The sequence below is a fragment of the Bradyrhizobium sp. SZCCHNS2022 genome, assembly GCF_032377575.1.
In the GTDB taxonomy this organism is placed as follows: Bacteria; Pseudomonadota; Alphaproteobacteria; order Rhizobiales; family Xanthobacteraceae; genus Bradyrhizobium; species Bradyrhizobium aeschynomenes.
This window is the reverse complement of sequence record NZ_JAUHHZ010000001.1, coordinates 1,457,899-1,484,186: the sequence shown is the minus strand read 5'-3', so window position 1 is coordinate 1,484,186 and position 26,288 is coordinate 1,457,899. Positions and strand designations below refer to the sequence as shown.

Annotated in this window: 29 protein-coding genes and 1 tRNA gene; 10 read left to right on the top strand and 20 right to left on the bottom strand. The window is 63.9% G+C overall.

Annotated features, from left to right (window positions below; translation table 11 throughout):
* Window positions 1–208: 208 nt before the first annotated feature.
* From QXZ94_RS06495 to QXZ94_RS06485, 3 genes are all read left to right on the top strand, one after another.
* Complete coding sequence (locus QXZ94_RS06495) at window positions 209–469, top strand: hypothetical protein (RefSeq protein ID WP_315719710.1); 261 nt, start codon at window positions 209–211, stop codon at window positions 467–469.
* Between the two features lie 120 nt (window positions 470–589).
* Window positions 590–666, top strand: a tRNA-Arg gene (locus tag QXZ94_RS06490).
* 227 nt (window positions 667–893) lie between these two features.
* On the top strand, window positions 894–2,120 hold the full coding sequence (locus QXZ94_RS06485; RefSeq protein WP_315719709.1) for a tyrosine-type recombinase/integrase: 1,227 nt from the start codon (window positions 894–896) through the stop codon (window positions 2,118–2,120).
* Window positions 2,121–2,154: 34 nt separating this feature from the next.
* Here the strand turns inward: QXZ94_RS06485 and QXZ94_RS06480 are convergent, their stop codons facing one another.
* The 4 genes from QXZ94_RS06480 to QXZ94_RS06465 form a co-directional block, all read right to left on the bottom strand.
* Complete coding sequence (locus tag QXZ94_RS06480; protein ID WP_315719708.1) at window positions 2,155–2,379, bottom strand: helix-turn-helix domain-containing protein; 225 nt, start codon at window positions 2,377–2,379, stop codon at window positions 2,155–2,157.
* 512 nt (window positions 2,380–2,891) lie between these two features.
* The gene (locus tag QXZ94_RS06475; RefSeq protein ID WP_315719707.1) at window positions 2,892–3,605 is read right to left on the bottom strand and encodes a hypothetical protein; all 714 of its coding nucleotides are present in this window, start codon (window positions 3,603–3,605) and stop codon (window positions 2,892–2,894) included.
* 423 nt (window positions 3,606–4,028) lie between these two features.
* Window positions 4,029–4,274, bottom strand: coding sequence for a hypothetical protein (locus QXZ94_RS06470; RefSeq protein WP_172133231.1), 246 nt, complete (start codon window positions 4,272–4,274; stop codon window positions 4,029–4,031).
* The gene (locus QXZ94_RS06465; RefSeq protein WP_315719706.1) at window positions 4,271–4,951 is read right to left on the bottom strand and encodes a sigma-70 family RNA polymerase sigma factor; all 681 of its coding nucleotides are present in this window, start codon (window positions 4,949–4,951) and stop codon (window positions 4,271–4,273) included. The genes QXZ94_RS06470 and QXZ94_RS06465 overlap by 4 nt, the downstream gene beginning before the upstream one ends.
* 25 nt (window positions 4,952–4,976) lie before the next feature.
* On the opposite strand from QXZ94_RS06465, the gene QXZ94_RS06460 reads away from it, so the two are divergent.
* The 5 genes from QXZ94_RS06460 to QXZ94_RS06445 all read left to right on the top strand — a co-directional run bounded on the left by QXZ94_RS06460 (window position 4,977) and on the right by QXZ94_RS06445 (window position 7,891).
* A complete protein-coding gene (locus QXZ94_RS06460) occupies window positions 4,977–5,885 on the top strand; it encodes a protein-L-isoaspartate O-methyltransferase family protein (protein ID WP_315719705.1) in 909 nt (302 codons plus the stop codon).
* A gap of 409 nt (window positions 5,886–6,294) precedes the next feature.
* Window positions 6,295–6,621 (top strand): IS66 family insertion sequence element accessory protein TnpA, encoded by a 327-nt coding sequence (gene tnpA, locus QXZ94_RS34390; RefSeq protein ID WP_409998734.1) that lies wholly within the window; start codon window positions 6,295–6,297, stop codon window positions 6,619–6,621.
* A complete protein-coding gene (locus QXZ94_RS06455) occupies window positions 6,570–6,971 on the top strand; it encodes a transposase (protein ID WP_315719704.1) in 402 nt (133 codons plus the stop codon). Before tnpA ends, QXZ94_RS06455 begins: the two co-directional genes overlap by 52 nt.
* A gap of 369 nt (window positions 6,972–7,340) precedes the next feature.
* Window positions 7,341–7,538: a hypothetical protein gene (locus QXZ94_RS06450; protein ID WP_315726130.1), complete on the top strand. Its 198-nt coding sequence runs from the start codon at window positions 7,341–7,343 to the stop codon at window positions 7,536–7,538.
* A 41-nt stretch (window positions 7,539–7,579) separates the two neighbouring features.
* Window positions 7,580–7,891 carry a hypothetical protein gene (locus QXZ94_RS06445; RefSeq protein ID WP_315726128.1) on the top strand — a complete coding sequence of 104 codons (312 nt, stop codon included), beginning with the start codon at window positions 7,580–7,582 and terminating at the stop codon, window positions 7,889–7,891.
* 65 nt (window positions 7,892–7,956) lie between these two features.
* On the opposite strand, the gene QXZ94_RS06440 is transcribed toward QXZ94_RS06445, so the two are convergent.
* Window positions 7,957–8,589, bottom strand: coding sequence for a hypothetical protein (locus QXZ94_RS06440; RefSeq protein WP_315719703.1), 633 nt, complete (start codon window positions 8,587–8,589; stop codon window positions 7,957–7,959).
* Window positions 8,590–8,911: 322 nt separating this feature from the next.
* Between QXZ94_RS06440 and QXZ94_RS06435 the strand changes: the two genes are divergently transcribed.
* Window positions 8,912–9,085: a hypothetical protein gene (locus tag QXZ94_RS06435; RefSeq protein ID WP_172130570.1), complete on the top strand. Its 174-nt coding sequence runs from the start codon at window positions 8,912–8,914 to the stop codon at window positions 9,083–9,085.
* A 53-nt stretch (window positions 9,086–9,138) separates the two neighbouring features.
* On the opposite strand, the gene QXZ94_RS06430 is transcribed toward QXZ94_RS06435, so the two are convergent.
* The 15 genes from QXZ94_RS06430 to QXZ94_RS06360 form a co-directional block, all read right to left on the bottom strand.
* A complete protein-coding gene (locus tag QXZ94_RS06430; RefSeq protein WP_315719702.1) occupies window positions 9,139–9,609 on the bottom strand; it encodes a hypothetical protein in 471 nt (156 codons plus the stop codon).
* A gap of 3 nt (window positions 9,610–9,612) precedes the next feature.
* The gene (locus tag QXZ94_RS34385) at window positions 9,613–10,125 is read right to left on the bottom strand and encodes a lytic transglycosylase domain-containing protein (RefSeq protein WP_409998471.1); all 513 of its coding nucleotides are present in this window, start codon (window positions 10,123–10,125) and stop codon (window positions 9,613–9,615) included.
* Window positions 10,126–10,464: 339 nt separating this feature from the next.
* Complete coding sequence (locus QXZ94_RS06420; RefSeq protein WP_315719700.1) at window positions 10,465–10,986, bottom strand: YbjN domain-containing protein; 522 nt, start codon at window positions 10,984–10,986, stop codon at window positions 10,465–10,467.
* A 66-nt stretch (window positions 10,987–11,052) separates the two neighbouring features.
* Complete coding sequence (locus QXZ94_RS06415) at window positions 11,053–12,114, bottom strand: peptidylprolyl isomerase (protein ID WP_315719699.1); 1,062 nt, start codon at window positions 12,112–12,114, stop codon at window positions 11,053–11,055.
* The gene (locus QXZ94_RS06410) at window positions 12,111–12,710 is read right to left on the bottom strand and encodes a hypothetical protein (protein WP_315719698.1); all 600 of its coding nucleotides are present in this window, start codon (window positions 12,708–12,710) and stop codon (window positions 12,111–12,113) included. Before QXZ94_RS06410 ends, QXZ94_RS06415 begins: the two co-directional genes overlap by 4 nt.
* Before the next feature lie 3 nt (window positions 12,711–12,713).
* Window positions 12,714–14,588, bottom strand: coding sequence for a putative porin (locus QXZ94_RS06405; RefSeq protein ID WP_315719697.1), 1,875 nt, complete (start codon window positions 14,586–14,588; stop codon window positions 12,714–12,716).
* Window positions 14,589–14,626: 38 nt separating this feature from the next.
* Window positions 14,627–15,382, bottom strand: coding sequence for an energy transducer TonB (locus QXZ94_RS06400; protein WP_315719696.1), 756 nt, complete (start codon window positions 15,380–15,382; stop codon window positions 14,627–14,629).
* Complete coding sequence (locus tag QXZ94_RS06395) at window positions 15,379–15,699, bottom strand: hypothetical protein (RefSeq protein WP_315719695.1); 321 nt, start codon at window positions 15,697–15,699, stop codon at window positions 15,379–15,381. The genes QXZ94_RS06400 and QXZ94_RS06395 overlap by 4 nt, the downstream gene beginning before the upstream one ends.
* 178 nt (window positions 15,700–15,877) lie before the next feature.
* A complete protein-coding gene (locus QXZ94_RS06390) occupies window positions 15,878–16,282 on the bottom strand; it encodes an ExbD/TolR family protein (RefSeq protein ID WP_172130583.1) in 405 nt (134 codons plus the stop codon).
* Window positions 16,283–16,287: 5 nt separating this feature from the next.
* On the bottom strand, window positions 16,288–18,264 hold the full coding sequence (locus QXZ94_RS06385; RefSeq protein WP_315719694.1) for a MotA/TolQ/ExbB proton channel family protein: 1,977 nt from the start codon (window positions 18,262–18,264) through the stop codon (window positions 16,288–16,290).
* Window positions 18,264–19,970 (bottom strand): ShlB/FhaC/HecB family hemolysin secretion/activation protein, encoded by a 1,707-nt coding sequence (locus tag QXZ94_RS06380; RefSeq protein WP_315719693.1) that lies wholly within the window; start codon window positions 19,968–19,970, stop codon window positions 18,264–18,266. Before QXZ94_RS06380 ends, QXZ94_RS06385 begins: the two co-directional genes overlap by 1 nt.
* Window positions 19,971–20,308: 338 nt before the next feature.
* A complete protein-coding gene (locus QXZ94_RS06375) occupies window positions 20,309–21,394 on the bottom strand; it encodes a FecR family protein (RefSeq protein WP_315719692.1) in 1,086 nt (361 codons plus the stop codon).
* A gap of 150 nt (window positions 21,395–21,544) precedes the next feature.
* Window positions 21,545–22,120 carry an RNA polymerase sigma factor gene (locus tag QXZ94_RS06370; protein WP_315719691.1) on the bottom strand — a complete coding sequence of 192 codons (576 nt, stop codon included), beginning with the start codon at window positions 22,118–22,120 and terminating at the stop codon, window positions 21,545–21,547.
* 95 nt (window positions 22,121–22,215) lie between these two features.
* Complete coding sequence (locus QXZ94_RS06365; protein WP_315726126.1) at window positions 22,216–22,917, bottom strand: energy transducer TonB; 702 nt, start codon at window positions 22,915–22,917, stop codon at window positions 22,216–22,218.
* A gap of 330 nt (window positions 22,918–23,247) precedes the next feature.
* Complete coding sequence (locus tag QXZ94_RS06360) at window positions 23,248–25,188, bottom strand: substrate-binding domain-containing protein (RefSeq protein WP_315719689.1); 1,941 nt, start codon at window positions 25,186–25,188, stop codon at window positions 23,248–23,250.
* A 421-nt stretch (window positions 25,189–25,609) separates the two neighbouring features.
* On the opposite strand from QXZ94_RS06360, the gene QXZ94_RS06355 reads away from it, so the two are divergent.
* Window positions 25,610–26,206: an RNA polymerase sigma factor gene (locus tag QXZ94_RS06355; protein ID WP_172130593.1), complete on the top strand. Its 597-nt coding sequence runs from the start codon at window positions 25,610–25,612 to the stop codon at window positions 26,204–26,206.
* Window positions 26,207–26,288: the final 82 nt, after the last annotated feature.

Sequence of the window (26,288 nt, the reverse complement as noted above, 5' to 3'; positions counted from 1 at the left end):
ACGGGAACCCGGTCTCATCTGGGCGGGGGCACGGCAAGGTCCTGCGGCCCGATGCGCGACGCATGCGCGGGAGCTTGTCACGGATTCGTTAAGCATGCGGAAAAGGCCAAAATTTTGACCGAACCCCCGCTTTGACGCACCCTTTCCGGCACTTCGCAGTTAAATTGTCAGCAATTGGCCCATCTTGGCGTCGTTCTCGGAGAAAAACATGAGCAAGCTCGTATCGTCAGCGGTCGCCCTGATCGTGGCCGCCGCTGCCCTTATCCCGGTGACATCGGAGGCACGCAGCCACCATCGGCACCACCGCCACCACCACGGGCTGCCTTACGCGATCAGCTTCCTGCACAATTATGGTCCGGGACCCCTGCCCGGCACTTTCGCGTTCTATGACGGCCCCTCGACCAACCACTGCTACCAGAGTTCGGCCGCCTATATCGGCCAGGACCGGCGCCGGCATCCCTGCTTTTGAGGCCCCGTTCGCCTTCACGAGGCTCGCCCGCCCGGCGAGCCGACGATCCGCTGGCGGAGGCTGGCCTTGGCAGCCCAACTCTGGTATCCGGATTCGTGCGGGGGGTTGCTCCCTCGCTAGGCGCTCGTAGCTCAGCTGGATAGAGCATCGGATTTCGATTCCGAGGGTCGGGAGTTCGAATCTCTCCGAGCGCGCCAGGGCCGTCTTCGCCCCCCATCACCCGCCATCGCCGACCATCACTGAAGCGCACGATAAGCGCTTGTCAGATCGTGGTTTTTCGCGTTTTCGGTGACTGCAGCGCACGATCGGCGATCGTCGGCGAACTCCGCCAGACCGTCCATTTGGCCATCCCTCGATCTGAGTTAGAATCCCCCTCACCTGAAACGCTGCATTTTTCGGCGAGGGACAGGAGTTCGAATCTCCCATGCAGTTTCTAACTCAAAAGCCCGAGATCACCGCCAAGAACTATCTCTCCGTCGGGCCCGGCGAATACCCGTGCGGCAACAACCTCTATTTGATCGTCACCCCAAGTGGCGGCCGCCGCTGGGCGTTCCGCTACCAGCGCAACGGCATCGTCAAGAAGATGGGTTTTGGTTCGGCCAAGGAAACCGGCCTGAAGTTGTCCGAGGCCAGGGATAAGGCGATTGACGCTCTGCGGCTGCTGGCCAAGGGGACCGATCCGCGAGAGCACCGTGACGTCGAGAAACGCCGCACCCAGGGATCGCGCCAGTTCGGCGAATTCGCCGAGGAATGGCGGCGAACCTACGAGACCGGCATGAGGCACAAGGCCGCAAAAGCAAAGCTGAAGCGCATCGTGCAGGTCATCTGCCGCCCACTCCACAAGCACTGGGTCCACGAGATCGAGACCGCCCATGTCGTCAACGTGCTCATGCCGATCTGGCAGCAGCCCGAGACCTCCCGCTCCGCACGCCAGATCATCAAAAAGATTCTCGACGCAGCGATCGCCCATAACCTGCGACCGAAAGACAACCCGGCTGATTGGGCCAGCCGACTGCAACCGATCATGCCCAGGCAACGGCGGCGTGGCACGATACGGGGCGGCCACAAGGCGATGGACTACCAGGACCTACCGGCGTTCATGCACAAGCTCGGCGCCATCTCGACACAAAGCGCGCGGGCGCTCGAGGTCATCATCCTGACCCTGGGACGAACCGCCGAAGTTCAGAACATGCGCTGGGCGCAACTCGATCTCGATAACGGAATCTGGGATCTTGGCTTTCTCGGCACCAAGAACGAGCGGTTGAAGCGCACGCCGTTGCCCCGGCAGACGTTGACCTATTTGCGCGAGGCTTACGACAGCCGCGTCAATGACGAATTCGTGTTTCCCGGTCGCAGTCTCAAGAGACCGATGAGCAACATGACCATGCTCAAGTATCTCAAGGAGCTCACCGGAGACGACTCCCTGACTGTGCACGGCTTCCGCACGACGTTTCGAACCTGGGCGCAGGAGCAAACCCACTTCGAGGAGGAAATCGTCGAGCATTGCCTGCACCACATCACGGGCGATGATGCCGAAAAGGCCTATAAGCGCGGCGAGGCCCTGAACAAGCGACTGCATGTGATGCAGACATTCGCGGACTTCGCAACGCAACCACCAAAGAGCAATGTGACCCCGATGAAGGTCGCCTGAAAGTTCAAGCTATCCCCCGGCCCCGCCGAGGATGTCACCGCCCGGGCTGCTTGGTCGCGTCGGGCAGGCTTTCCAGGAAGGACGCCAGATCTGCGCGCGTGATGATCGTCCGCGTGCCATACTTCCGAACTCGCAGCCGCCCTTCTTTGATCGCCTTGTAAAGCGACGTCTGGCCCAGCGAAGACAGTAGCGCAGCCTCAGGAACGGTGAGGCCGAGCTTTTCCGCAGCGTTTCGGAGCATCGGTTCGCGCTTTGGCATCTAGGGGTGGTTTCGCTTCATTTGTCGCCCGCGACGACATCCCAGGCACGCAGGTCCGACGGATGAAGGCTAAGCGAATGCTTGGCAACATCCGAAGTCCTTAGGCGTAGTTTCGGATGCGGTTTCGTACAATTGGGAGAGTTGAGAATCCTGACTCAGCGAAGCGCGGGTGCCGAGATCAGCTAAAAGGGCAGCCGCAGTGCCAACACAGTGTGGCGACTGTTGCCCCCTTTGCTGCGATCTCGGTTCCACAGCTCTCCAAATCCCTCCGGACATCCTTGGAGTGTCTCAAAGGCGATCGGTGTGGGGATAGAACCGATCCATTGGCTTCAGTCTCCTGCGCCCGCACTGGGCTTTGCAGCGCATGTTACGAGGAGGCAAAGATCAGGACGATACACGGCATAGCTTCCGGTTCGCCCCTGGACTGCCCCGCCGGCTCTCCCCAGCGGTCTGGAGCTTCGTCACGTCACTGCACCCAGCACAATCTGGGCGCCCCGCGACAGCCCGATCGCTTACCTGCCCTTCGTTGGACCGCCACCCAGCAAATGTCGGTATCGGGTCCGGAGCTCCATGATCGCAAACCGATCGAGCTCACCCCGCCGGTAGCGTTGACGCACCTCGTCCCGTGCTGGATCTGGAAGCGCGACAATCAATTCCCAACCTTCAGCGGCGTCGTCGAAAAGGTCGACAATACCTGGATCAAGACGAGCATCATCCTGGCGCTCGGCCATCTGATCGCGCGCCCCGCCGATGATGTCCGGCCGACCGTCAGGAGCGAGGAGCCCCGGCAATGCAGGTCTGTTTTTATATAGTTCTTTATAGGCAGGTCCCTCAGGGCCCTGCGGTGAGTCTTTATACGCAGGTCCCTTTTGGACCCGCGGAGCCGCAGGTCCCTTTCGACCCCGCGGACGCGCCGACTTATCCACAGGCGCCGGCACGTCACGAACGACGTAATCGATCTCGCCGAACCGATGTCCGTCGACAATTCGTTGCGCTTCGCGTGTGACGTAGCCGGCGGCGATCAACTCTCGGAAGATGCGCTGGAGCTTCTTGCGGCCGACCAGGAGCGTTCGCCCGATATGATCGAGGCGGACATGCCAGTTGTGGGGGCGTGACAAGAGATAGCCGAGAACGCCCTTGGCCTCGATAGAGAGGCGGGGATCCGCGAAGACCGCGTTCGGAACGATGGTGAACTGCGCCTTGTGCTCGCGACGGACAATGGTCACCGGCGGGTGACCGTCCAGGTGAGCCCATGCAGATCGGCGCGAACTCGAGCCGCCTGACGGCACCCTGCCCCTCCGGAACGGCGTGCGAAGCTCACGGGAGGATACGCCGGGTTCAGGAGCTTGCAGGACCTCGCATTGGTCGGAGCGCGCAACTCACTCAGGCAACGGCCGCACGACGACATATATCGATTGTGCCACAGCAACTCCGGACTCGCATATCGCCGAGTCTTCGCTGTGCTACGTCGCCATGCGATCGACAGGCCGCGGAGGTCTAGGCAACGCGAGAGGCGTCAACCAAGATGAGCGTCGCCAGTACAAGGCTCGCCGTGGACCACATGCTGTCCCCAAACCGGCCGCCCTGCTCAGCCGACTGTCCTTCACAGAGACCGGCTCCCCTACTCTTCCAGGCCTTCTCCCACCCAATCAGTGCCGATTGTGATGTGATAGGACAGACTCCAGGCCGCGTTCTGGATCGCTAGAGTTAACAATGCGGGGCTCGCCGCTCTCGGCAGCCTGCGCTGCTTTGACGAGACGCCTGACCTGCCGTGCCGTGCCGGCCAGGGCACGTCCCTGGATCTCCCGCAGTTCCTCGTCAGTCGCCGCAATCACGTCATCGCTGAGCGCCTGGAGCAGGCGCGCGAGTTCGAGGCGGGGGTGCCAACGTGTCATGGCGTGCTCCAATTCCGTTGGTGGCGGAGCAGCGCGCGCCGCATTCGCCGCCGCGCAGTATCGTAAGCGATAGCCGAGATGCCATACGCCCGGCAGATGTCCCTGGCCGTCAGGCCGTTGGCCAGCCCGTCGATGATCTGCAACACGACCGGATCTCCTGCAAACAGCCGGAACACCTCGGCGAGCCCTGCGACCGCCACAGCCACGCGTTCGGGATCGGCCAATTCGTCAACGGGATCGCTCGGGACGCCGTGCTGGCCGCGATCATCGCGGCTGACCAGTAGCCGTTGCTCGCTCCGAACGCGCCGCCAATAATCGTCGCAGAGGCTGCGCATGACGCCGGATAGGAAAGCCAGGATCGGCACACCCAACGGCCAGACCCGCGATCCGTCGAGAACGCGGAGGATGGCCTCATGCAGCACGTCGGTCCAGCCGATCCCACCGGGCAGCCCGCGGCTCCACAATTGCGCCAGAGCTTTCAGCCGCACCAGATCGGTCTCAGACAAAGCCTCGATCGCCGCCGCCGCATCGGCGACGGTGCGACCGGCGTTCGAGCCAACTCCAGGGGTGCCAATCGATCGTTCCATCACCCCTATTATGCGGCCAAGCAGATACGTTGCGGACAGCCTCAGGAAAAATTTTGCGCCGTGTCCGCGGTACCGATCCGAGATCCGCATCCTCTCCATGTTGGAGGAGAGAACCGTGGATCAGATCGCAAATGCACGCCGCTGGTATGCCGACGACCTACGCTGCAAGACGCCTATTCTGCGCAACCCACACATCGTCGAGGCCTTCGGCGCCGTCCCGCGAGAGGCGTTCGTCGGCCCAGGTCCTTGGTGGATCATACCCTACCCCTACCGGGAGCCGTTCATCACCCCGGACGACGATCCGACTTGGCTCTATCACGACGTCCTGGTCTCGATCGACCCGACCCGGAAGCTCAACAATGGGATGCCGAGCTTTTGGGCGCGCAATTTAGAGCACCTCGATATCGCCCGAGGTGAACGCGTGCTGCAGATCGGAGCGGGCAGAGGCTACTATTCGGCCGTGCTCGCCGAAATCGTCGGGCCCTCCGGGCGGGTGACGGCGGTCGAAGTCGACCCGGCTCTCGCCGCTCGAGCTCACGCCAACCTTAAGGGCTGGCCGCAGGTCCAGGTGATCTCGGGCGACGGCCGAGATGTCCATGCCGACGCGAGCGACCATGACGTGGTGATCGTGTTCGCTGGCTGCACGCACCCCGCTCCGCAATGGCTGGATGGCCTCGCCGACAACGGCCGGCTGCTGCTCCCGCTGACCAGCGAAGATTGGTCCGGCTTCCTGCTGCGCGTGGTCCGCCGCGGTGCCTCCTTCGGCGCCGCGTCGATCGGCGGAGTCAGCATCTATCCCTGTACAAACGGCCGCGATGAGCACGCCAGCCGCCGGCTGAAGACCGCCCTCGAGAACTCGCCGATGATGAATGTTCCGATCGAAGCACTGCACCGTGGCATTCCGTCATCCGCCGAGTCGGAACGGGTCTGGTACCAGGCACCCGGCTTCTGGCTGGAGCGACAGGGATCGGAGGTCGATGCGACCGCACGGCAAGCCGAAGGCGGCAACAACGACACCGCCTGATGCGCGATCCGAGGCATCGGCTAAGACAGCCTTCCCCCAGCCCCGGGCGGAATGCGTCAGCGCAGACTCGCAGGCGCCACGGCCGCGATACGGCTTCATCCGCCGGCGCAGACCGCGTAGCGGATTCTGCCCTTGGCGCGGAATGATTCGAGTCTTCGCCAGAGTTCGCTACAGCACGATCAGTGCCGAAATAGTCTTTGATTTTGCTGACAAAACTCTCCGTAGCGGCACGCCGACCGACCGACCGGCACGGTTGAACGCACGCCATGTCAGTGGCTTGCCGTTCAACCGGCGAGCCGCTTTTATCTTGCCTTTGACCGTCGCCCCGTAACCGTCCGGTCTCTGCACACCTTCCCCCTCGTGTGTTGTCGTTCCATTTCGAGTTCTCTGCTGCTGTGGGGAATCTCCGGTGGGATCCAAACATTTCGAGAACAAAGCGCGCCGCGAATGGTGGTCGCTGCACATCGAGGCGTGGCGTCGCAACGGTCTCGGGATCCGCAAATACTGCCTGCAACAACGTCTGACCGAGAACACCTTGCGGCGTTGGTCGAAGCGGCTGGCCAGCAACGAGACCGCGCTTGAGCTCGAGAAATATCAGACGGAATTGCGCCGCGAGCGCGCCCGGGAAGGGCGGGGAAGGCGCTCCGAAAGCAGAAGCAGTGCAGGTTCACCATCACCTCGGATGTGCGCAATCGGGCGCCCCAGGCGTTCTGGGCGATGCATGTCGAGGCGCTGAACTGGAGTGGGATGGAGCTCCGCGCCTGCGCCGCGGCGATGCAGCTGTCGCCGCATTCGCTGCGCAAATGGCGCGACCGACTGGCCACGGGCGAGGTCACGATCGACTGGCGCGCCCATCTTCATCCCTCCGCCCGTCCGGCCGTTAGCACTAGTGCTAGGAACTCACAGCCCGAACGCCACTTGACAGCCGCCAAAATCGGCGATCCGGCGGCGGCGCCGGCACCGGTTCGCCGCTTCTTCAGCGACGAGGAGAAGCTCGCGATCGCCAAGGAAACCGAGCTATCAGGCGCCAAGGTCTCTGCCGTCGCGCGCAAGCACGGCATCGTCACCGGCCTGCTGTTCCGCTGACGCGGGCAGTTCGGCATCGCGCAAAAGAAGCGCTCCAAGCTCGCCCCCGTCGTGTTGCCCGACGACACGCCCGCCCCGCGCGCCCTGCGCGATCTCGTGCGTCTACCGGAGCGCATGATGGCTGTCGACCTCACTGACGGACGGCGTGTCTTCGCTCCCGCCGACAGCGATCCGGATGGTGCGGGAGCAGATAGAGAGCGGAGAGAGAGCATCATGATGTTCGTTCCCACGGGCGTAGAGGTACACCTGACACTCAGCTATACCGGCATGCGCGAGGGCATGGACGGGCTGCAATGCTGGTGCAGGCCCCGCTAAAGAAGGGATCCTTTCTCCGGCCATCGGCTTGCCTTCGGCAAGAAGGCATCGCTCCTGAAGTTCCTGTTCTGGGACGGCAACGGGCTCTGCCTGTTCACCAAGCGCATTGATCAGGCGGCTTCGTGTGGCCGGAGATGGCGGGGACGATGGCTCAATCAAGCTCACGCTGGCGCAACTCACGATGCGGATCGAATGCATCGACTGGCGCGCGCCAGAACGCGTATGGAAGCCTGCGATTGCAGGATGATCTAAAAAACTTGGTGCTGAACTGAGGTACGAAACAGGAGCAGCGACTGCAGTTCGGTCGCAGCTCCGAACGCATTAACCCCGACCAACTGGCACTCGGTCTCGAGGATCTCGACAGTGACATTGGCCGCATCGAGGAAGCACAGCGGAGGCTCGCTCCGGAAATCAAAGCGCCACCGCGACGTCGTGCGTTGCCCGATCATCTGCCACGCGAAGACGTTCTGCTCGACGTGAAAGACCGAATCTGCGGTTGCCGTGGGGGCGCTCTTCATCTGATCGGCGAGAGCGTCAGTGAGATGCTGGATTGGGTTGCGTTGTGCGTACGACGTCCCAAAAAGGCGCTGCGAACGCAGAAGTAACGCAGATTACGATCAACTCGGATGTGCGCGGTCGCGCGTTCTCAGGTGAACGGACAGACCGCCGCTCAGCGCGCCCGCCGAGTGATCCGGTCTCCTGTGCGCGTCGCCGCGGGTGCTGGTCGAGCCACGCTCTCGGCGAATTGCCCGAGTTGCGGCATCGGCAAAGTCACCGAGGCCAGCTCCCGCCGCAGGGTCACCTCGCGCGGCTTCACGGCATAGAGCAGCCATCCCTCATGCAAGGCGCCAACACGCAAGCGTAGTGACTTCTGCGACACAGGATCGACGAAGATGCCAAAGCTCTCCTCGTCACCGATAACCGTGCCCACGAGTTGCAGGGGTGGACGTTCCGGTTCCCTGGGCGGGGGCAACGGCGCGCGCATCACGGTGACAGGCGCCACGGTTGACGGCGGCGGCCGCCGCGACGCCGAGAACAGCGGACGATCGCGCGTCGCTGACAATGCAGCGAGCGGAACGTCCCACAGCGGATTTGCGCTGCTCACCGTGGTCCCTGCCGCGACCGTGCGAGTTGACGTCGGCGGAACAGCGAGCGGATCGCCATCGCGGCTCGTAGGCGCGGCCTGCGTCGGCGTAGCCGGCTCGCGCACGTTGCCTTGACCACCAAAGGCCTGACCAAAGGAGCAGCCGACCACACAGGCCGCGACGAGTGCGACCGCGCGTGAATTGACCCATGATCGCATCACATCTGTCCTTGGCATGGCCCGGAGACGATGAACAGCGCCGTCACCGCGGCGTTTCCGTCTGCGCCGGTCGCGTGCCGACGCCGCTCGTGTTGCGCGCACACAGGCGCGTCGTCCGACAAGACTGCTCGGCTCGCATCACCGAATCATGCTGACCAGGACCAATGTCGTCAGTCGAATCCAGTTCACCGGCGCCGCGAGAAGCGGCTGGCTCCAGTGATCGCCTGCCAGCCGTCTCTGTCTTGCCCGAAAAGTCATAAATCTGTAACATGAAACCGTTTCGGAGCCGGCCGCGTCTTGATCGGCAATGGAGTGAACTCTCATGCAGCCTCGTCAGAATCCTCTCGGCGAACGCGATCGCTTCCTCAAGGCCTTGCGCGACGAGTTGCTCCAATTCGAGCGGCGGGAGCTGGAATTCCGCAAGCAGGATCGCAAGCAAAGAGCGGCTGAGATCGGTCTGCCGTTGGCTGACGCTAGAGACATCCCGGTGAGCTGAAGCGTCTTCGAAGACACGAGACCATACGCGATCATGTCCACCTGCCGACGTCGTCAGCGTCGGCCAAAGCCGGAGGGAAACACCGCGGTGGGCCGAAGCGGCACGACTGAGCGCCCGAAATTGCTGCCATATTGCTGTTGGACGGCCGGCACATTCACTGTTCCGACCTTGAGATCGGATGATCGCGCATCGATCGGCGCCTGATTGATCGACGGATTGACGGTATCCACCTTGCGCCGCAGTTTCACGTTGATGCAGTCGAACAATCCGTCCTGGGTGACGGTGCCGTCGGCGCAGCTACTACGTTTGCCGGCCGAGGTGTCTGCGCGACCGCCCAGTATGGGAGCCACCGACGTGCCACTTGGCGCCGGCCGCAAGGGGCTGGACGGCGGACGATCCGGTGCATCCACCGTCACGGGTGGCAGAAATTGCGGATCGGCGGCTTGGACCGGACTCATCATCAGGGTAGACATCGCCGCGGCCTTTACTGAGAGCGAGCATGAGTACCTGGAATGCGAGGCCATGGCTCACTTTCCTGCCCGTGCCTGGGTCACGAGCATGCTCAGCCTCGCGTTGAGGGATACGAGATCGACGCGCGCCGTCGCCCCCGTCACGCACTTTCGGCCACAGGCTCCGCTGAAGCGTGCGGCGAGACCGACAGCCGCGCCGGGAGCGCCGAAAGTCGGGGTCGGAACGTCGCCGGTGACGGCGAAGCCGCGGGCGGTGAGCTTGCCGCGGACAGCGATGCAGTAGTTCACGGACAGATATGAGAACCGCGTCTCGCCGTGGCCGGCGCGATATTTCATCGTGGCCGTGCAGAGATCGCCGCCAGCCAGCCGCCACGCTTGCGCAAGGTAGCGCACACCATAATGGATGTTGGTCTCGGGCACCCCGAGTTCGGCCGTGCTGCCGCTGAACCCGAGCATGCGCGCCGTCGACGGCAGGATCTGCATCAGTCCGATCTCGCCGGAGCCGCCCACGGCATCCGGATTGTAGCCGCTCTCGACCGCCATCACGGCTTCGGCAATTTCGGGGGCCAATCCCTGCCGTCCCGCCTCCTTGGCAATCAGGTCACGATAAGTACCAACTCGCTCTGGGACCGCTGCAAGGGACCTTGCGCCGCTGGAGTCGATCGACGACGACGGCTTTCTGGACGATGCAGCGGCGGGCTCCGGCGGGACAGCGCCCGGTGTTGTCCCTGTCTCCGCCATGGGATCAGAACCCGCGCGCTGCTCAGCGACAGGCTCGGCCCGTGCCTGCTCGACATGACCTGCAGATGCCACCGCCATCGCCGTGGCGGCGAGCGCGATTACGCCGAGACGCTTCATTGGAGACCTACCAGGTGCGACAGCATCGGCGAAGATGGCGACCTCGCTGGCCTATTGGACCGGATGCGCGGGGTTGAGTTCGGCCGTCCGGCTGCCGCTCGCAGCCGCCGCTTGCGGTCCAGACTGGGTCTGCTTTGGCGATGCCAGCGCCGCAAGCTCTTCGCGCAGAAAGCTCACGAGCTGCTGCACGAGTTGATCCCAGATCTCGATCTGACCACGCACATGGCTTGGCGCAACGCCGCCCGCGACCGACATGTCGGACGTCAGCACGAGGAATGGCGCACTGAAATGCAGCCGTGCGAAACGTCGGGTCGCGTTCCAGCGATTGACCAGGTCCAGCGGTAACTCACCCTGCACGTGCAGTACCGCGATCAGTGCCAGGTCGACGAAGGCCGGCTCGTCGCCCGGCACCGGATTGCCCGGGCGAATGTCAAACGCAATCCCATTGGTCGCAGAACGCAGATAGGCGACATCAGCGGCTGGATCCGTCAGCGTCTCCACTCGATAGCCGGCGAGCTGAAACAGCTCACGGAGACGGTCGAGGGACAGTTTGTCGATCATGGTCTCGGACATCAGAAAGCTCCGTGAGAGCGGGACGTGGAGTGGCGGCTGTGCGAGCCCGCCAGTCGCGTTTGCGTGCTATCTCGCTGCCGAGACCTGCTCACTGAGCAGGTTCGACAGCGCGAGCTCGTTGATGACAGGCGGATGCTGCTTGACGATCTCGGCCAGATAGGCACGCCGCAGAGCGGCGGCGCGCTCGTTACGCATCTGCTGCACCAGTGCGTCACGGACTTCCGGAAGGGTCCGGGTGTAAGCGGCCTTGGTGTCCACCAGCTTGATGATATGCCAGCCGTCTTCGAGCCGGACCGGCTCCGACATCGCGCCCTTGGCGAGCTCCATCACCGAAGTGCGGATCTCGGGCCGAATCTGGCTTTCGACGATCCACCCGAGATCGCCGCCGTTCTTGACGTCGCTGTTGTCATTGGCGATGGCCGCGAAGTCGGCGCCGGGCGCCTTCAGCCTGCGCTGAGCGTCATCGATGGCCTTCTTGGCCTTCTCTTCGGCCGCCTTGTCCGCATCCTTTGGGATCGGCACGAAGATCTGCGCCAGCTGAAACTGCCGAGGCATCAGCAAGGCGGCGCGGTTGGCATCATAGACCTTCTGCAGCTCATCGTCGCTCGGAAAGCCGGCCGGCGGGGTCGAAATCGACTGCAGATACAACTCCACCGCCGCGCTCTCCCGCACGCGGTCGAGCTGCTCGGCGATGCTCGGCTGCTGGTCCCACTTCCTGGCGACGACCTCCTGCAGCACGATGCGGTTGGCGAGCATCATGCGGACGGCCTGGCTGAGCAGGTTGGGATCCTGCCCGAACGCGGCACGCTCGCGCGGCCCGAGCGCTGCGACATAGTTGCGGATCTCGTCGGCCGACACGTTGGTGCCGCCGACGCGCGCGATCACCTCGTCGCTTCCCCCGCCCTTTCCTTGCCCGACGCCTTGCGCCGGAACCGCCGGCGCAGGCTGCGTCGTCGCTGGCGCAACGGGCGCTGCCGGCGGCTTCGGCTTCACGGCCGCAGGTGCCTGGCTGCGCGGCGGCGCCGTCTGAGCAGAAACGGCCAGGGGAATGCAGGCCAGCGCCATGGCCAGCGCCGAAGCCTGGAATGATCGCATGCGGGCTGCGCGGCCGAACGCTGACGAGTTCATGGTGCTGCCTTCTGGTCGAGGATCTTGTCCTGGAGGTCCTGAATCGCGTTCTGGATCTCGACGCGCCGCAGACCGAGGACGGGCTCACGTGCGACGATTGTGTCGCCAATGGTGACACTTTGATAACGTTGCAGCAGGTCCTGACCATGCTTGATCAGCTGCGTGTTCTTGTCGACACAGCTATCGGCCGAGGCCTTATAGGCCTTCGCTTCGGCCTCGAACTTCGCACGGGCCGCGTCGCGATCGCGGGCGACGGCAGCCGCCTCCTCATAGGCGGCCTTCCACTTCTCCAGCGTGTCGTCGCGCTCCGCGAGGCGGCGGTTGAACTCCTCCGTCGTCTCGCGCTCCCGCTTCTCGATCTTGCGGGTCTCGGCCTTCGCAGCTTCGACCTGAGCCTTGGCGACGACTTTTTCTTTGTCTGCTTCGGCGAGTTTGGCCTGCAGCGCCGCCCGCTGGTCCTCCAATTGACGTGTCTGCAAGGTCGCCGCGCGCAGCGCCTCGCGCAACCGGTCGGCGTCGCTATCGGCCGCACGAGACGACCCGATCGGACTCCACGCGGCCGCGGCGATGATGACAATCAATGATCGCATGCGCATTGGTCAGAACTTCGCGTTGAGATCGACGAGAACGACATCCACGGCATAGGGCACGCCGCCGATATTGTTGGCGCTCAGCCAGCGCAGCGATGCCCAGACATTCGGGCTCAGTCCATAGCTTCCGCCCAGGAAATAGCCCTTGAGGTTGGTGCCGCCCAGACCGAAGTCGGAATCCACGAATGCATCCACGGTCGCATCGGATTCGAGATATTTGTAGCCGGCATGCACGCTCCAGTCGCCGAGATGCCTGATCTCCTTCTTTCCGACCGTGACCCGCGCCATCCAGCCCTTGTCGCCGCCGTTGAACGGACCGACGGTCTTTCCGTCGGACGACGCAGCACGGTTGTTGAGCGCCACGCCCGGCGACGTAATGCCGACGCTGGCCGGAAGACCCGTCCCCGCAGCCGCCAGCCCGCGATTGAACGCGGTGTTCCAGACGAACTCGCCGTCGAGCACGATGTGATACGGATGGAAGTCGCCCAGATCGAGCGACGCGCTGACCGTCATCGGCCGGAATTGCTGGAGCAGGCCATAGTATTGGTAGAGAGAGGTCGTCCCGAAGTTGTTCCAGGAGCCGACCTGTAGGTTCCGCAGGAGCATGTAAGTGTTGCCCTTCTGGGCGAACAACGGCCGCGTCTGATCGGTATTGCAGATGTCCGAGCTCGACTGCACGTAGCAAGGCTGCGACGCCTGTCCTTGCACGTTCTCGAAATCATAGAAGGCCGCAGCCAGACGCAATTCACGGAAAGAGTCGAACCGTGACGAGAAGCCCACCTGACCTCCAAACACCCATTTGTCGCGGCTCGCGAACTTGGAATCGAGCTGAGCCAGATTGGTACCCGCGTTGAAATCCGTGTTGAAGATCGGGAACGCGCCGAGCACGCCGAACGGCGTGAAGCTGTCGGATACGGCATATCGGCCTTGCACGGCGAAGCCGTCGAAGCCGAGATCGCGGTGCCAGACGAGATCAGTCGGCGACCAGAACGGATTATCGAAACGTCCGACCGATGCCACGAGGTTGCGGTCCCAGGCCTGATAGGTCAGGTAGCCCCGATCGAGCCATAGTCCGAACTTCGAGAAGTTCGAACCTCCACCGCCCATGGTCTGGTTGGTCGACACCGGCGAGTTCGACTCGCCGGTTGCAATCCGAATCCCTGCATTGAAGCCGCTGGTGAGATCGGCCTCCATGCCCAGGCGCGCGCGGAGCTTGATCTGATTGCGGTTCTGGGTGGTGTTATAGGTCGGCAGGTTGTACGGGCTCGCCATGTCGTAGGGCGAGCCGGTGTTCACCGCGTTGAAGTTGAGGGCATCGAACTGGTCGTTGCCCGTCGGAAAGAAGCTGCCCTGGTAGCGGCCACGAATGTCCCCGTAGAAGCGGATCCGCTGCGCCCATTCCGGATATTTGCCCGGGGAGGCCCAATTCTCCTGCTCCGCCTTCGCCATCACCTCGCGCTTGATGTCCTCGCGCAGCTGCCGCTTGACGATCTCGGGCACGTAGGTGACGTGCCGTGTCCCCTTCGGCTCGCTCGCCGCCGCAGCGGCATTCGCCGCCTTGGCCGCTTCGTCGGCCCTCGTGGATGCAGCCTTCGCCGCCTGACGGGCGATGTAGGCCTCATCATCGGCCTGCTTGATCAGCCCAGCCGCCTGATCTTCGGTCAGAACGCCCTGCTTCACGAGGAGATGAACGAGATTGATCGTCGCATTCGGCGAAGCCGGTCTTGCGTCCGACAATTTGGGCCTGGCCGCGCCGGCTTTGCTGTCCGGCATGGCGGTTTGCCCTGCGGCCTGGCCAAATGCCGGGGCGGCACCCCCCATCGCCGCGAGCGAGGCGGCGATCAGGACCGCACACCGGCGTGCATTTGGAAGAGTCTCAAACATCGTCCCCAGTCCCCTTAGTTCGCAGTCCATGACGGAAATCAGCTCGGCCGGCTCGCCGTGACGCGCGTCACGATCGGCATCGGCATGTCCTTGGGCGGCGGCTGACGGAGCGTCAGATTGCCGAGGACATCGTCGCGGAGCGCCTGATCCAGCTCGGCATCCCCCGTCGACGACAGCAGTTGCACGCGGCTGACACGCCCGGAGCTGTCCGCCCACAGGCTGATCTGCACGCGGATGACCGCCTTCTTAGTCTTCTCGTTCGCACGCAACGCCGCCTCGATCTGTTGTTGAATGATCGATGCGTACCAGCCCCAGCGGCTGCTGCCGCCACCGCGCGCACCGCCATAGGGATTGCCGCCGGGTTTGCCGCCGAGACCGAACAGATCGCCGGGGCCAGTCGCCTTCGCATCGAGCGACAGCGGGCCCGGCGGCTGATCGTCCTTGGCATCCTTGATCGGCTTGTCCTGCGGCTTGTCGACCGGCCGTTCCTCCTTGAACTCCGGCTCCGCCATCTTCGGCTGCTCGAGCATCTTCTGCTCGACCGGCGGCGTCACCTTCGGCGGCGGGGGCGGGGGTGGCGGCGGCGTGACGGCGAGCAGCGTGATCTCGTGAACCTGGCGCGGCGGCGGCGGCTGATCGCGCTGTGCCAGCACCCAATAGGCGACGCTGCCTAGCGGGAGAACGATTCCTGCGATGGCGACGACGATGCGTAGCGTCGATCGCAACCGGCTCGGCGGCGCATCTCCTCTTGCGACGTCGGCGGACACCGATCGGCTCGTCTGGAGATTGCTCACGACGAGCTCCCGCTCGCCCCGAGGTCACCGTGCCGCTCGGCCAAGTACTGCAGCACGAATTTCACCAGCATGGCGAAATCCGGGGTCTCGAACGTGATCTTCGAATCCGGCGCGGCGGCAATCTTCAGGAGGAACGTGTCCGGCTGATGCCGGATCTCGACATAGGCATCGCGATCGATCGACAGGCGCGGATGCAGACCATGCGACATCGTGATCAGAAACGGGTCGCTTTCATCCTCCGCGCCGAGGTAGAGACCGCGAAGCGTCGGCACGAGACTGGCAAGCAGAGCCTCGCTGCTGGCCGGAAACGGGAGCACTGCGGCGGATGCTCGACTGCCGGCGACCGACTCCGACCTGCCATCCGATTGCGCTGGCGAGAACGGCATCCGTGTCCGCCGAGCGAGCTCACGCATCTGCACCAGCACTCTCTCGGGGGAATGCGGACCTGGCGGTTGGGTGGGGGGCGATTTGCGCATGTGATCAGACCCGCATCGATCACTTCACCAGCGGCTTGGTCGCGAGCCCGACCTGCGTCAGGCCGATGCGGCCCAGCAGGTCGAGAACGTCCATCACGCTCTGATATTGCGCCTGCGCGTCGCCGCGCAGCACCACCGGGAATTCGGGCGTCAGCGCCTTTTGCTGGATCAGGCGCTGCTCCAGCTCCGGCAAGGTGACCGGAATGGTGTCGAGGAAGATCTTGCCGTCATTGGCGATCGTGATCGCCTTCGTGGTCTGCGTCGCGAGGCTCGGCGCGGCCGAGGCCTTCGGCAGGTTGACCTTCTGCCCCTGCACCGTGGCAGTCGTCATGATGATGAAGATGACCAGCAGCACATAAGCGAGATCCAACATCGGCGTGATGTTGATATCGTCATAAGGCTTGGAGTCGGCATTGACCTGCATGGCAGCTACTCCGCCGCCATGCGACGATCGGACTGATCCGCGGAATGGAGTTCCGCGAGCCGCGTCACCAGTTCGTCGACGAAGACCTGGATATCGCCGGTGAGATCCTTGATCCGGGAAATCAGATAATTGTAGCCGAACAGCGCCGGGATCGCGACGCCAAGGCCGGCGACGGTCGCAACCAGCGCCGCGGCAATGCCTGGAGCGATCGCATTGACGTTGACGTCGCCGCTTGCCGCGATCGCCGCAAAGGTGATCATCACGCCGACGACGGTACCGAGCAGTCCGAGGAAGGGTCCGCCCGAGATCGCGATGGTCAGGATCACCATGAGCCTGTTCAGGCGCTGAACTTCCCTGACGACACCGCCATCAAGGGCCGCGCGGATCGCGGCGATCGACGTTGCGGAAAGATAGGGCAACGAGCTTCGCGCCGAACGGCGCTGAATCTCCTCGGCCGCAACACGATAGATGCGATAGAGCGAGGACGAGCGCACCACGATCGTATCGCGCTTACCGATGCCGCCCGACAGCGATGCCACGGCCTCGGCGTTGCCACTGGATAAGACGGCGAGATCGAAGTTCGGATCACGATACGCCTGCAGGAAGCGGGCATTGGCCTTGGCCTGTCGGCGAAGATAGGAGGCCCGGTCGAACATCACCATCCAACTGATCGCTGCCATCACCAGCAGCACGCCGATCACCACCCAGCCGTCGAGCGTGACCGACTTCAGGATCACTGCGAAATAGCCCGACAGCCAGCTCGCCGTCTCCTCGTCCACGCTGAAGGCGATCAGCTTGCCGTGGTCGAGTCCCTGCCCGATCGCAGCGATGCGGATGAAGCCTTGGGGACGCGCGACCTTGCTGATCTGGAGCTCGTCGATGTCGCCGACGAATGCCGCTGCCGTCGGGCCTGCCGCCGCGGCATCATTAGCGAGGGACGGCGCGGGAGCAGCGTCCGTAGCGGCTGCATCGCCGGCAGCTGAAGAGACCGGCTGCGCCGCAGCCGGAGTCGCGCCGGCGTCGGAGCCGCCGATCTGCGCCGTGGTATCGAGCGCCGGCAGGCCGGTGTCGAGAGCGGCATAGGGACTGCCGTCGAGATAGAGCGTGGTCTTTCCGGATGCTGCGACGACCGCCAGATGATGCCAGCTCGCCGCAGCGATCGGCGCCGCCGCCGCGCTGCGTTGCGACGAGCCACCAGCCGAGACCTCCACGAACGGCACACCATTGTCGAGACCGACGAGGATGCCGTCGCCGCCGTTGCGGCGGCTGAACAGGACGGCGTTCGGCTGCAGCGCGGCCGGCTTGACCCACAGCGACAACGTCCAGCCGGCGTCGGCAACCGTCGCCAGCGATGATGCCGACGGCAGCATGAGGGGCGCGCGCCCGTCGAGGCGCAGGCCCGTGCCGATCAGCGCGCCCTCCGCGGGCTGTCCGACGCTTTGCGCATTGTTGCCCCAGACCGTGGAATCCAACGCCGGCGTGCCACGTTCGTTGAAGTGATACACGACCGCGAAATCCGGGTCGTAGCTGCCTTTGGCATCCGCGTTCGGCACGGCCTTCTTGTTACCGTAGTAGAGCCAGATCTCCGTCTTGGCGCCCGAGGCGAGGCTGGGCACCGACACCCAGACCAACGCCTCGCCGAGCAGCGCGTCGTATTTTTCGATGTGATGCTTCAGCGGAGTCTTGTCGTCGCCGGCGACGAAGCGCAGGTCACTGCCATCCTCCTTGGTTGCGCTGAACCGGAAATTGCCCGGGTGCAGCCTGATCAACACGGGGATGGTGCCGATCGGATCGGTGACGTTGGCGCCGGACGCGCTGGCATCGATGCTGATCTTCTTGCGCAGCTGCCAATCGTCGTTCCACCAGGCGCTGGCCGGAGACGACAGGATCGCCAGCGCGGCGATCGCACCGAACAGTCGCGCGGCAAGCTTCACGACAGCGCGCGGGCTGCCAGCATCCCGGTTCTTACGTCGCGTTACCATTAGAATTCGCCCCAGAGCCGGACATTGAGGCGCGGATGCCCCGCGCGGGTATAGGTTTCGTCGGTCATTGGCACCGACAGCGCAAACAGGCCATTGAACGCGCTGAACATCCTGAACCGGGCGCCGACGCCGTAGCTCCATAGATTTGATTGCGCTATCTGATCAGACAGCGCGCGTTGCACGTGCACGAGGCCGGCATCGGCAAACACGAACAGCCGCGTCTCGTTGAAGGTCGTGAACCGCGGCGCGCCCTGCCCCGTCTCATCCTTCATCTGCTTCTGCAGCATGGCGCCGATATCGGGACTGCGCAGTTCGAAGCTGCCGGTGACGCCATCGTCGCCGAGGGTCTCCGATTCGAGATAGCCGCGCACCGTGTCGAGACCGCCGGCGCTGATCTGCTCGCTGGACACCAGCGGGCCGTCGGCCTTCTGCGCCTGCAGCCGTCCCCACATCTGATAGCCTTCGGGCAGCTCCTGCGTATGCGAGATGTCGAGGTTGAAATGCGTAAAGCTGGCGGATGCAGAAAAGCGCTTGTTCTCAAATGCCTGATGGTCGCTCGACAGCGGGCGCAGATTGGACGTCAGCGACGCGTTGAACTGTGTCGTGAAGTTTTCGCCCTGGAACGTTCCCGTATAGCTCGCGACCGCAGGAAAATAGGTGACGGGGGACGCGAAGCCGCTGCCGTTCAGCGAGACCAGTTGGAAGAAGTGCTTGTAGTCCACGCCGGCCGACAGCGTCTGGGTGAAACCGTCGCGTCCGGGCAGCGTCATGACCGCACGAGTTCCGACGATCTGGCCGGGGCCGACGATGTTGGTGCCGCCGACGGTCGCGACATCGCTGTTCGATTTGACGGCATAGGCGAGCAGAGCGAGCCAATCGACGGGCAACCGTGCGAGATAGGACACCGACACGACCTCCGCATCATTGCGTCGCTGTGGCGCCACCTGATAGCTGAGTGTCAGCGAGTGTCCGAGCTGCCAGAGATTGTCGTAGCGGACGGTCCCGATCGCCCTGGTCGCGGTCGTACCGCCCGAACGCCGATTGTTGATCTCGAGACTGCCATGCAAGGGAGCCTTGTCCTCGACATTGAGGTCGACATCGACCGTTCCTGGCGTCACGCCGGCACGCAGCGCCGGCGTGACGCGGCGATCCGGCCATTGATTGAGACCGTAGATGTCCTTGGTGAGATCGTTGAAATTGGGGACCGAGCCCTCCTTCAGCGATGGCGCGCCCTCCCTGATCTTGTCAGTATCGAAATAGCGCGAGTTCCTGACGCGTAGGCGGCCGACCTTCAGCTCTCTCACGTTGAGCACGACTACTTTATTGGCTGGATTCTGCGGCGGCACCTCGACCGAGACGGTCTGAAAGCCCTTGTCGTGATAGGCCTTCTCAAGCGCCGCACGCGCCTTCTCGACATCGTCGGCGGTCTTGTTCGGGCCGAGGAAGGGATAAATCGCCTCTTCGAGGTCGACCTGCGTGAGCTTCTCCGCTCCCTTTACCGCAAAATCATCGATATCGAAGCGCAATGCGGGGCCGGGAGCAGGCCTGGCCGGAGCGGCGCCCGCAGCAGCCGGCGATGCTCCCGCCGCCTGGGCCCGCGCGGGAGCAATACAGCCGCCGACCAGGACGGCGGCAGCCAGCACGACGACCTCCGCGCCGAACGACGTCGGACGCGCGGAGCGGCGCCCGCCCCTCTCCTCTTCCATTCTGACCCGCACCGACGTCCGCTCATCATCCGGCACGCACATGACGTCGCGACGGGAAGCCGCGACCATGGTGCCTCGGTCGGAAAGACGATCGGACCCGCGCGAGACTGAATCGATTTCCTAACGATTGCTTCGACGAAGCGGAACGATTCGCCGGTCCTGGGTCGGCGTTCGCACAACACCTGCATGAGGGCAACCCTCGGCGGCTACGGTCACGGCACTTTGGCTGGATCGGTCAAGAGAACATATACCGAGCGAGCGACCTGCTCGTGGGGCGATGCGCCGTGCAGAATCCAGAGGACTTGCGAACGGCACGGATCTTCATCCAGCGAGGCGCGTTAGCTCAGCAGGACGAGGCCTCCCGGCAGAGGCCGCGCCTTGGCGCCGAAAAGGCTCTCGGCCTGACTGATGAAGTCGTCCAGGCGATCGAGACGGAAGGTGCCCGAGATCATGCGCCGTCCGAGCTGCTCGTCCATGACCACGATCTTGCCCGGGCGGTAGCGGTTGATCTCGGCCACTAAGCGGGTCACCGGCCAATCACGGACGATCAGCAGGCCGTTCTGCCAGGCCTTGACGGCGTCGACGTCCAGCCGGGAGGTCGATCCCAGTCCGTGGTCGACCGTGTATGAGACCTGCTGGGCTTTGACGATCTTGGTCCCTCGCCCGCCGCAGGCGACGTCAACGCTGCCGTCGAGACAAGAGACGGTCACGACGCCGCCCAGGCACTTCAGATTGAAATCGGCATGCAAGGCCGTGACGCGCCCGCCCGCTGCATCAATGATCACCGGGTCCTGCGCTGTCGGCGCACATTGCACGGCCGCCTCTCCTGAGAGCAGTTCGAACCGTCGCGGCCCGTCTACCGTCCGCAGCGCGATGCTGGTTTGGGTGTTCAGCACGACCGAGGCGTCGCTGGTCAGCGCAACGCTGCGCCGCTCGCCCTTGGCTGTCCGCATGTCCGCCGACAGCTCCTGCAGTGAAGGCCAGAGTTCCAAGGGCGGGCGCACCACCAGGTATCCCGCAGCCAGCGACGCGGCGGTCGCCATGGCTCCTCCGATCAGCGCGCGGCGACCGATCGCGGCACGGGACGCAGGCGCGCGCCGAGCATCGGCCTGAGCGAAGGCCGGGTCCGCAGCGAGCTGGCGGGTCGCATCACCGAACCGGCGCCACAGCATGACAGCCTGTCGGAATGCAGCCTCATGCTCGGGGCTCCGTTCGCGCCATGACGTCAAAGCCGCGGCGTCATCCGAGGTTGCCTCCCCGGAATGCAGACGGATCACCCATGCCAGGCCCTGACGCAGGGTCTGATCCATTTCCGTGCGGTCGTCGTCGCCTGCGATCAAGATCAGGTCGCTCGCTTGTTTCGGCGGCCAGAGGGCGACTCCCTCATGGCGACGCCCTGCGGTCATTCGATAGACGACCCGCATAGCGCTGGACCGAAATGAAATATCGAACAATCTGCACGTTGAATCTCGACATGGGCAGCGGCTTGAATTGCATTCCAGCCGCAATGCGTCGTTGCTTAGCGTATCTGCCCGGAATGCGGCAAGGCTGCCGCTGGCCGGAAACGCGCCTCGTTAGCCCGGTTCGTTGGATCGAGACGACGCACGAGGACCAAATCGACGCACGACCTTGCGTCCAAGCCGCCGGCTGAGATGCTCCATGGCGTGCTGCAGGTCGAATTCGACAGTCCGCACATTGATGCCGAAGCGTGTGGCAATCTCACGATGCGGAACAAGCTCGATATGAGCGCATATGAACACATCGCGCTTTCGCTGCGGCAGTTCCGCGAGCGCCCGTTCGAACAGCTCGAATTCCAGGCGCGACTCGAACGCGGCAGCCGGTCCCGGCCGGTCGTCGGGCAAGGCCATGATCGCTTCGATTTCCGAAGCGTTGAGGAGGCGGCGCTCGCCCTTGCGATGATCCTTTGCCAAATTGAGCGCCATCCGAAACAGATAGTCGACAGGACTGCGCAGGGGAACCGCGTCCGACACGCGGTCGGCCCGCACGAACGCCTCATGAAGCGCCTCGCGCGCGACGTCCGGTGAGCCAAGGCAACGCGTCAGACGGCGGGCCAAACTCTCGTAATCAGCTACGAGCACATCGCGCAGCGATTTGCTGTTCGAGTAAGACACAACGCCGCCCCGTAACATCAGCCGTTTTCCGACCGATCTCAGCCCCACCAATGTACCTACCGGGGGAGAATGACAGCTACGTGACGACTCGCGTTCGCAAGGCCGTTGGACGGCTACTGTGGCAGGTCGAACGCGATCGTGTAGTCGAGATTGAGCTGTGCAGGCAACTCGACGGGGATGCTCGGCAGCGGCTGAGCCCTTTTCACCATGTCGACGGCGGCAGCATCGAGCAACGCTGCCCCTGAGCTCGAAGCGATGCGGACCTTCGTAACCGTGCCATTGCGTTGCAGGGTGAGTACGAGGCCGACGGTGCCCTGGATGCGCTCGCGCTCGGCGCGCTCCGGATAATACTGAAATCTCGCGATATGGGACTTGACGCTCCGGACGAACGTCATCGTCTTTTGATCGGGCGTCGTCAGAGCAAGGGCCAGTTGCGAACCGGGAATCGGCGCGTCCCATGCCGGAGAGGGCGGCAGCTCTGCCAGTGCATGCGAGGATGTTGGCTCCGATGATGGAGCGTTTCCCGAGGGCACATCAATTGGCGCAGCAGAGACCGCCGAATCCGATCTCGAGACGCTCGTCAAAGCCGGCTTCGGCCCGGTGATCACGGCGTCCCGATGGGGCGTCTCCGCCGTCTGCGACGCGACCAGACGGACCTGCATCACATTGTCGACGGGACCGAGACCGTCGCCTGCAGGGGTGTGGCGCAGCCAATAGACACCAAATGCCAAGAGAGCCGGAACCGTCATTGCAACGGCTGCGAGCGAGCGCAGCCCGAGCGCCGGCGCTGCCGCATGCCAATCGTGCAACGGCACCTCGTCCAACTGCCCGGATCGCCACGTGTCCCGTCCCATCGAATTCAACCCATCCAATCGCTCAGACGGACATCACGAACTAAGCGGTCGAAACGCATCGAGCTCAATCCGATCTTCACCGCCAGCGTCGTCGGAATGAGCAGGGTGGTATCTCGTTATTCAACAGATGTCGAGGTGCGATGCAATCGTTTCAGACTCTCCAGAGGAGATGATCACCCATGACGTGCAGTCGGCGAGATCGATCGAAAATGAGAAGGCCGGGCGCGATCAGGGCGCCCGGCCTCGAGAGTTGATCCGCGTTCAACGCGCGATAGGCGGCTCAATCACCGCTTACTGCGCACCCGCGCCGACGGCCACGGAGCTGCAGCCGTCAACCTGGGTCGAGCTGCCGGAGATGGCAGTGCCGCTGCCAGCCGTCAGATACGACGAGTTGATCACCGTGGCGAAGTTGGCATTCAGCGCATTGAACCCGTTGTTCTGGAGCACGCTTGCCGCATCCTGGCTAGCATAGAACCAGGACAGGAAGTTGGTGATATCGGTCACGCGGGTCGGGGCCGACGCCGTGTTGTAGCAGCTGTAGAGATAGGCGAAGGTCGTGCCCGTGACGGGATAGGCGCCCGCAATGATCGGCAGGCCGAGCTGCGACTTGCCGACCACGTTTATGCCGGCCACCTTACCGTCGTCAGGAACCACCGTCGTGCCGTCGCCCAACGTTGTACCGGCGACATACACCTGATTGTACAGATTCCAGGCCGTATAGGTTGTGCCCGTGGGGACCGCAACGCTCTTGAAAGCGTTATCGCCCGATGTCGGGGTCGGCGCGATGAAGCTCTCCCCAAGGTCGCCCGGGTGATAGATGCCGCGGGCTCGCTGCTCGTCGTTCTGGATGCTGGCCGAGGCCGGAGCACCGTTGGCCGGATTGTAGGGCTTGGCGAAATCGTTGCTGACATAGCCGATGCGACCACCCAGGTAGTTGCCGTTGGCATCCTGCGCATTGCTGCTCACGGTGTCGGCGACTTCGCCGGTGCCGTTGCCGGCGAGCCAGCCGCCCGTGCCGGTCGAAACGTCGACGCCCTTCACGGCCTTGATGTTGGCGATCAGGATGGCGAACGTCGTCGACGGCAGATTGGCGGCCGAGGCGTTGGTCTTGGCGGCGATGGTCGTGGTGGTGGTGGTGCCCGCCACCTGGTTGTTGAGCGTCACGGCGGTGCTCGGGAAGGTGACACCAACACCGGTGAAGATCTTCGCGTAGTTGTGCGAACCATCGACGTCCAGCTGCGGGCAGCTGTTGGCGAGGAAGTTGGTCAGAATGTAGCTGGTTCCGGAGCCGTCGGACCGGAACGCAACCTGGATAGGCAGCGAGTTCGACACATAGGCCTGGGCCGCGCCGCCGTTCCCGGTGTTGTCGTCCATGAAGGTCTGCACGCGAGCCTGGCCGACATTGTCGAGCGCTGCAATCGCGGCCGTCGAACTCCAGTCGCGCACCTCGCCCGAGAAGATGGCGCAGAGCTGAGCGGTCGAGAGCTGGATCGCCGAACCGGGCGTGCCTGCGGTGCCGGCCGAATTGACGGTCCAGGTCGCCACCGGCGTGTTGCTGGTGTTGACGACGACCGCGACCGGCGCCTCGATCATAGGCAGCTGGATCGCCGGGCCGAACCCTGCGGCGTTATACGTGGTCGCCGAGGACGCGTTGCTGGCGGCGATCGCCGTCTGATCCTGCCAGTTGCTGGCCGGGGTGAAGTTGGTCAGCGCCGTCGCGGTCAGCGTGTTCGGAAGCGGCGAGTCGCCGGCGCCGAAGTCGACGCGTGCGTAGGGATAGGTCGCGAGCGCCGGGACGCTGCTCTCGAGGAAGACCGGCGGAACGGCCGGCAGAGACAGCGAGGGCGCGCTGCCGCGCAGCAGCTGTTTCGGATCGTTGGTGATGAACGCGCGCTGGCCGGCGCCGGAGCCAACAGCAGCATAGAGACCGACCGTTCCGAGCGCACCAACCTGACCGCAATTGGCCCCGTCCTGAGATCCGGGCAACAGGCCGGGTGTAGGAAGCGTCGCATCGAAGCTGGGCGAGAAGCTGTAGCCGTCATTGGTCACGGTCTGGGCGTTGTAGCAGTCCATGGCCTGCCGCATGGCGAGCGACACCAGCGTGCTGCCGCCGCCATACACCGCGGTCTGAGCCGCAGCAGGCTGCACGGCTGCGGCGAGAGCCGCAGCAGCCGACAGCACGAACACCGAGGCGGTGCCGCGCAGGCGGTCGATCGAAGAACGATGAGTCATCGGAAGTCTCCGTGAGGTTGCAGTCGAATTGCGAGCCATCGAGACGCAGCGATGCCAGCTGCTTCGAGGAAGAGAACCGTCGCCATGTATTTGTTAGTCGAACGAGACATCCCTCTCTCGGACGACCCGCGCGGTCATTGAGACGATTGACGGTTCAAAACAGTCTCTCGCATCGTTGTGATCGGTGGCTCGCACTAGAGAGACAATTCACGTCGCGTCTCGGCGAATCTCTTTCCGGAGAAATATCGCTTCATGTTCGAAGAGCGAGCAGGGCCTATGGCGCAATCCCGCGCAACGCGCATTTCAGATACGCGCCACAACACATGTCATGGGTCAGTCATCGTGAGCCGGTACTTTATTAGTGACGAGACCTTCGCGGCCGCGTGTTCCGAAAGGTCACCCTGGGGCGGGCGTTTCCGAGATGCGGGATTCGGGCCGAGCGGCGCTGCTCAACGCGCTGATCGATGGCTATGACGATCTGAAACGACGACTCGCACGGCGGTTGGGTTCGACCGAGCTGGCGAGCGAGGCGCTTCAGGATACGTTTCTTCGCCTGGAGTGCGGCAACGACGTTGGCGCCGTCCAAAGCCCGCGTGCCTATCTGTTCCGGACTGCGCTCAATCTTGCAAACAACCGGCGCGTTGCCGAAAACCGCAGGCTCACGACATCCGAGATCGACGCGCTGCTGGACGTCCCGGACGACTCGCCCGATCCGGCTCGCATCGTCGAGTCCCGCTCCGAGATCGCTGCGCTGGGGCGCATTCTGCTGCAGCTGTCAGCGCGCCAGCGCGACATCGTCTTCGCCACCTTCGTCGACGAACAGTCGGTGCATCAGATCGCGCAGCGGCACCGCGTGTCCGTGCGCCGCATTCAGGTCGAGTTGCGCGAGGCGCTGCTCTATTGCGCAGGCCAGCTCGAGCGATCGCTGGAGCGCCGGCTGCCGTCACGCAGCGATGCTCACGCGTCGCACCGCCCTGCCCTGCGCCCATGGACGCCTGCGCTGGAGGATACCGGCTAACCTGCGAAGCAACGCGGTCACATCGCGCCCCGCGTGATGATCAGCGCGCCGGCGAGCCGTGGTTCCCGCCCCCGCGTCGGCG

Bases quoted from the DNA above. Each gene is read 5' to 3' on its own strand.
- QXZ94_RS06385 (WP_315719694.1), bottom strand. From the start codon at position 18,264: ATGGTAACGCGACGTAAGAACCGGGATGCTGGCAGCCCGCGCGCTGTC.
- QXZ94_RS06465 (WP_315719706.1), bottom strand. From the start codon at position 4,951: ATGCGGATCTCGGATCGGTACCGCGGACACGGCGCAAAATTTTTCCTG.
- QXZ94_RS06405 (WP_315719697.1), bottom strand. From the start codon at position 14,588: ATGTTTGAGACTCTTCCAAATGCACGCCGGTGTGCGGTCCTGATCGCC.
- QXZ94_RS06435 (WP_172130570.1), top strand. From the start codon at position 8,912: ATGCAGCCTCGTCAGAATCCTCTCGGCGAACGCGATCGCTTCCTCAAG.
- QXZ94_RS06415 (WP_315719699.1), bottom strand. From the start codon at position 12,114: ATGAACTCGTCAGCGTTCGGCCGCGCAGCCCGCATGCGATCATTCCAG.
- QXZ94_RS06480 (WP_315719708.1), bottom strand. From the start codon at position 2,379: ATGCCAAAGCGCGAACCGATGCTCCGAAACGCTGCGGAAAAGCTCGGC.
- QXZ94_RS06370 (WP_315719691.1), bottom strand. From the start codon at position 22,120: ATGTTACGGGGCGGCGTTGTGTCTTACTCGAACAGCAAATCGCTGCGC.
- QXZ94_RS06440 (WP_315719703.1), bottom strand. From the start codon at position 8,589: ATGCGATCATGGGTCAATTCACGCGCGGTCGCACTCGTCGCGGCCTGT.
- QXZ94_RS06470 (WP_172133231.1), bottom strand. From the start codon at position 4,274: ATGACACGTTGGCACCCCCGCCTCGAACTCGCGCGCCTGCTCCAGGCG.
- QXZ94_RS06410 (WP_315719698.1), bottom strand. From the start codon at position 12,710: ATGCGCATGCGATCATTGATTGTCATCATCGCCGCGGCCGCGTGGAGT.
- QXZ94_RS06360 (WP_315719689.1), bottom strand. From the start codon at position 25,188: ATGACTCATCGTTCTTCGATCGACCGCCTGCGCGGCACCGCCTCGGTG.
- QXZ94_RS06390 (WP_172130583.1), bottom strand. From the start codon at position 16,282: ATGCAGGTCAATGCCGACTCCAAGCCTTATGACGATATCAACATCACG.
- QXZ94_RS06430 (WP_315719702.1), bottom strand. From the start codon at position 9,609: ATGGCCTCGCATTCCAGGTACTCATGCTCGCTCTCAGTAAAGGCCGCG.
- QXZ94_RS06355 (WP_172130593.1), top strand. From the start codon at position 25,610: ATGCGGGATTCGGGCCGAGCGGCGCTGCTCAACGCGCTGATCGATGGC.
- QXZ94_RS06380 (WP_315719693.1), bottom strand. From the start codon at position 19,970: ATGGAAGAGGAGAGGGGCGGGCGCCGCTCCGCGCGTCCGACGTCGTTC.
- QXZ94_RS06375 (WP_315719692.1), bottom strand. From the start codon at position 21,394: ATGCGGGTCGTCTATCGAATGACCGCAGGGCGTCGCCATGAGGGAGTC.
- QXZ94_RS06420 (WP_315719700.1), bottom strand. From the start codon at position 10,986: ATGTCCGAGACCATGATCGACAAACTGTCCCTCGACCGTCTCCGTGAG.
- QXZ94_RS06485 (WP_315719709.1), top strand. From the start codon at position 894: ATGCAGTTTCTAACTCAAAAGCCCGAGATCACCGCCAAGAACTATCTC.
- QXZ94_RS06495 (WP_315719710.1), top strand. From the start codon at position 209: ATGAGCAAGCTCGTATCGTCAGCGGTCGCCCTGATCGTGGCCGCCGCT.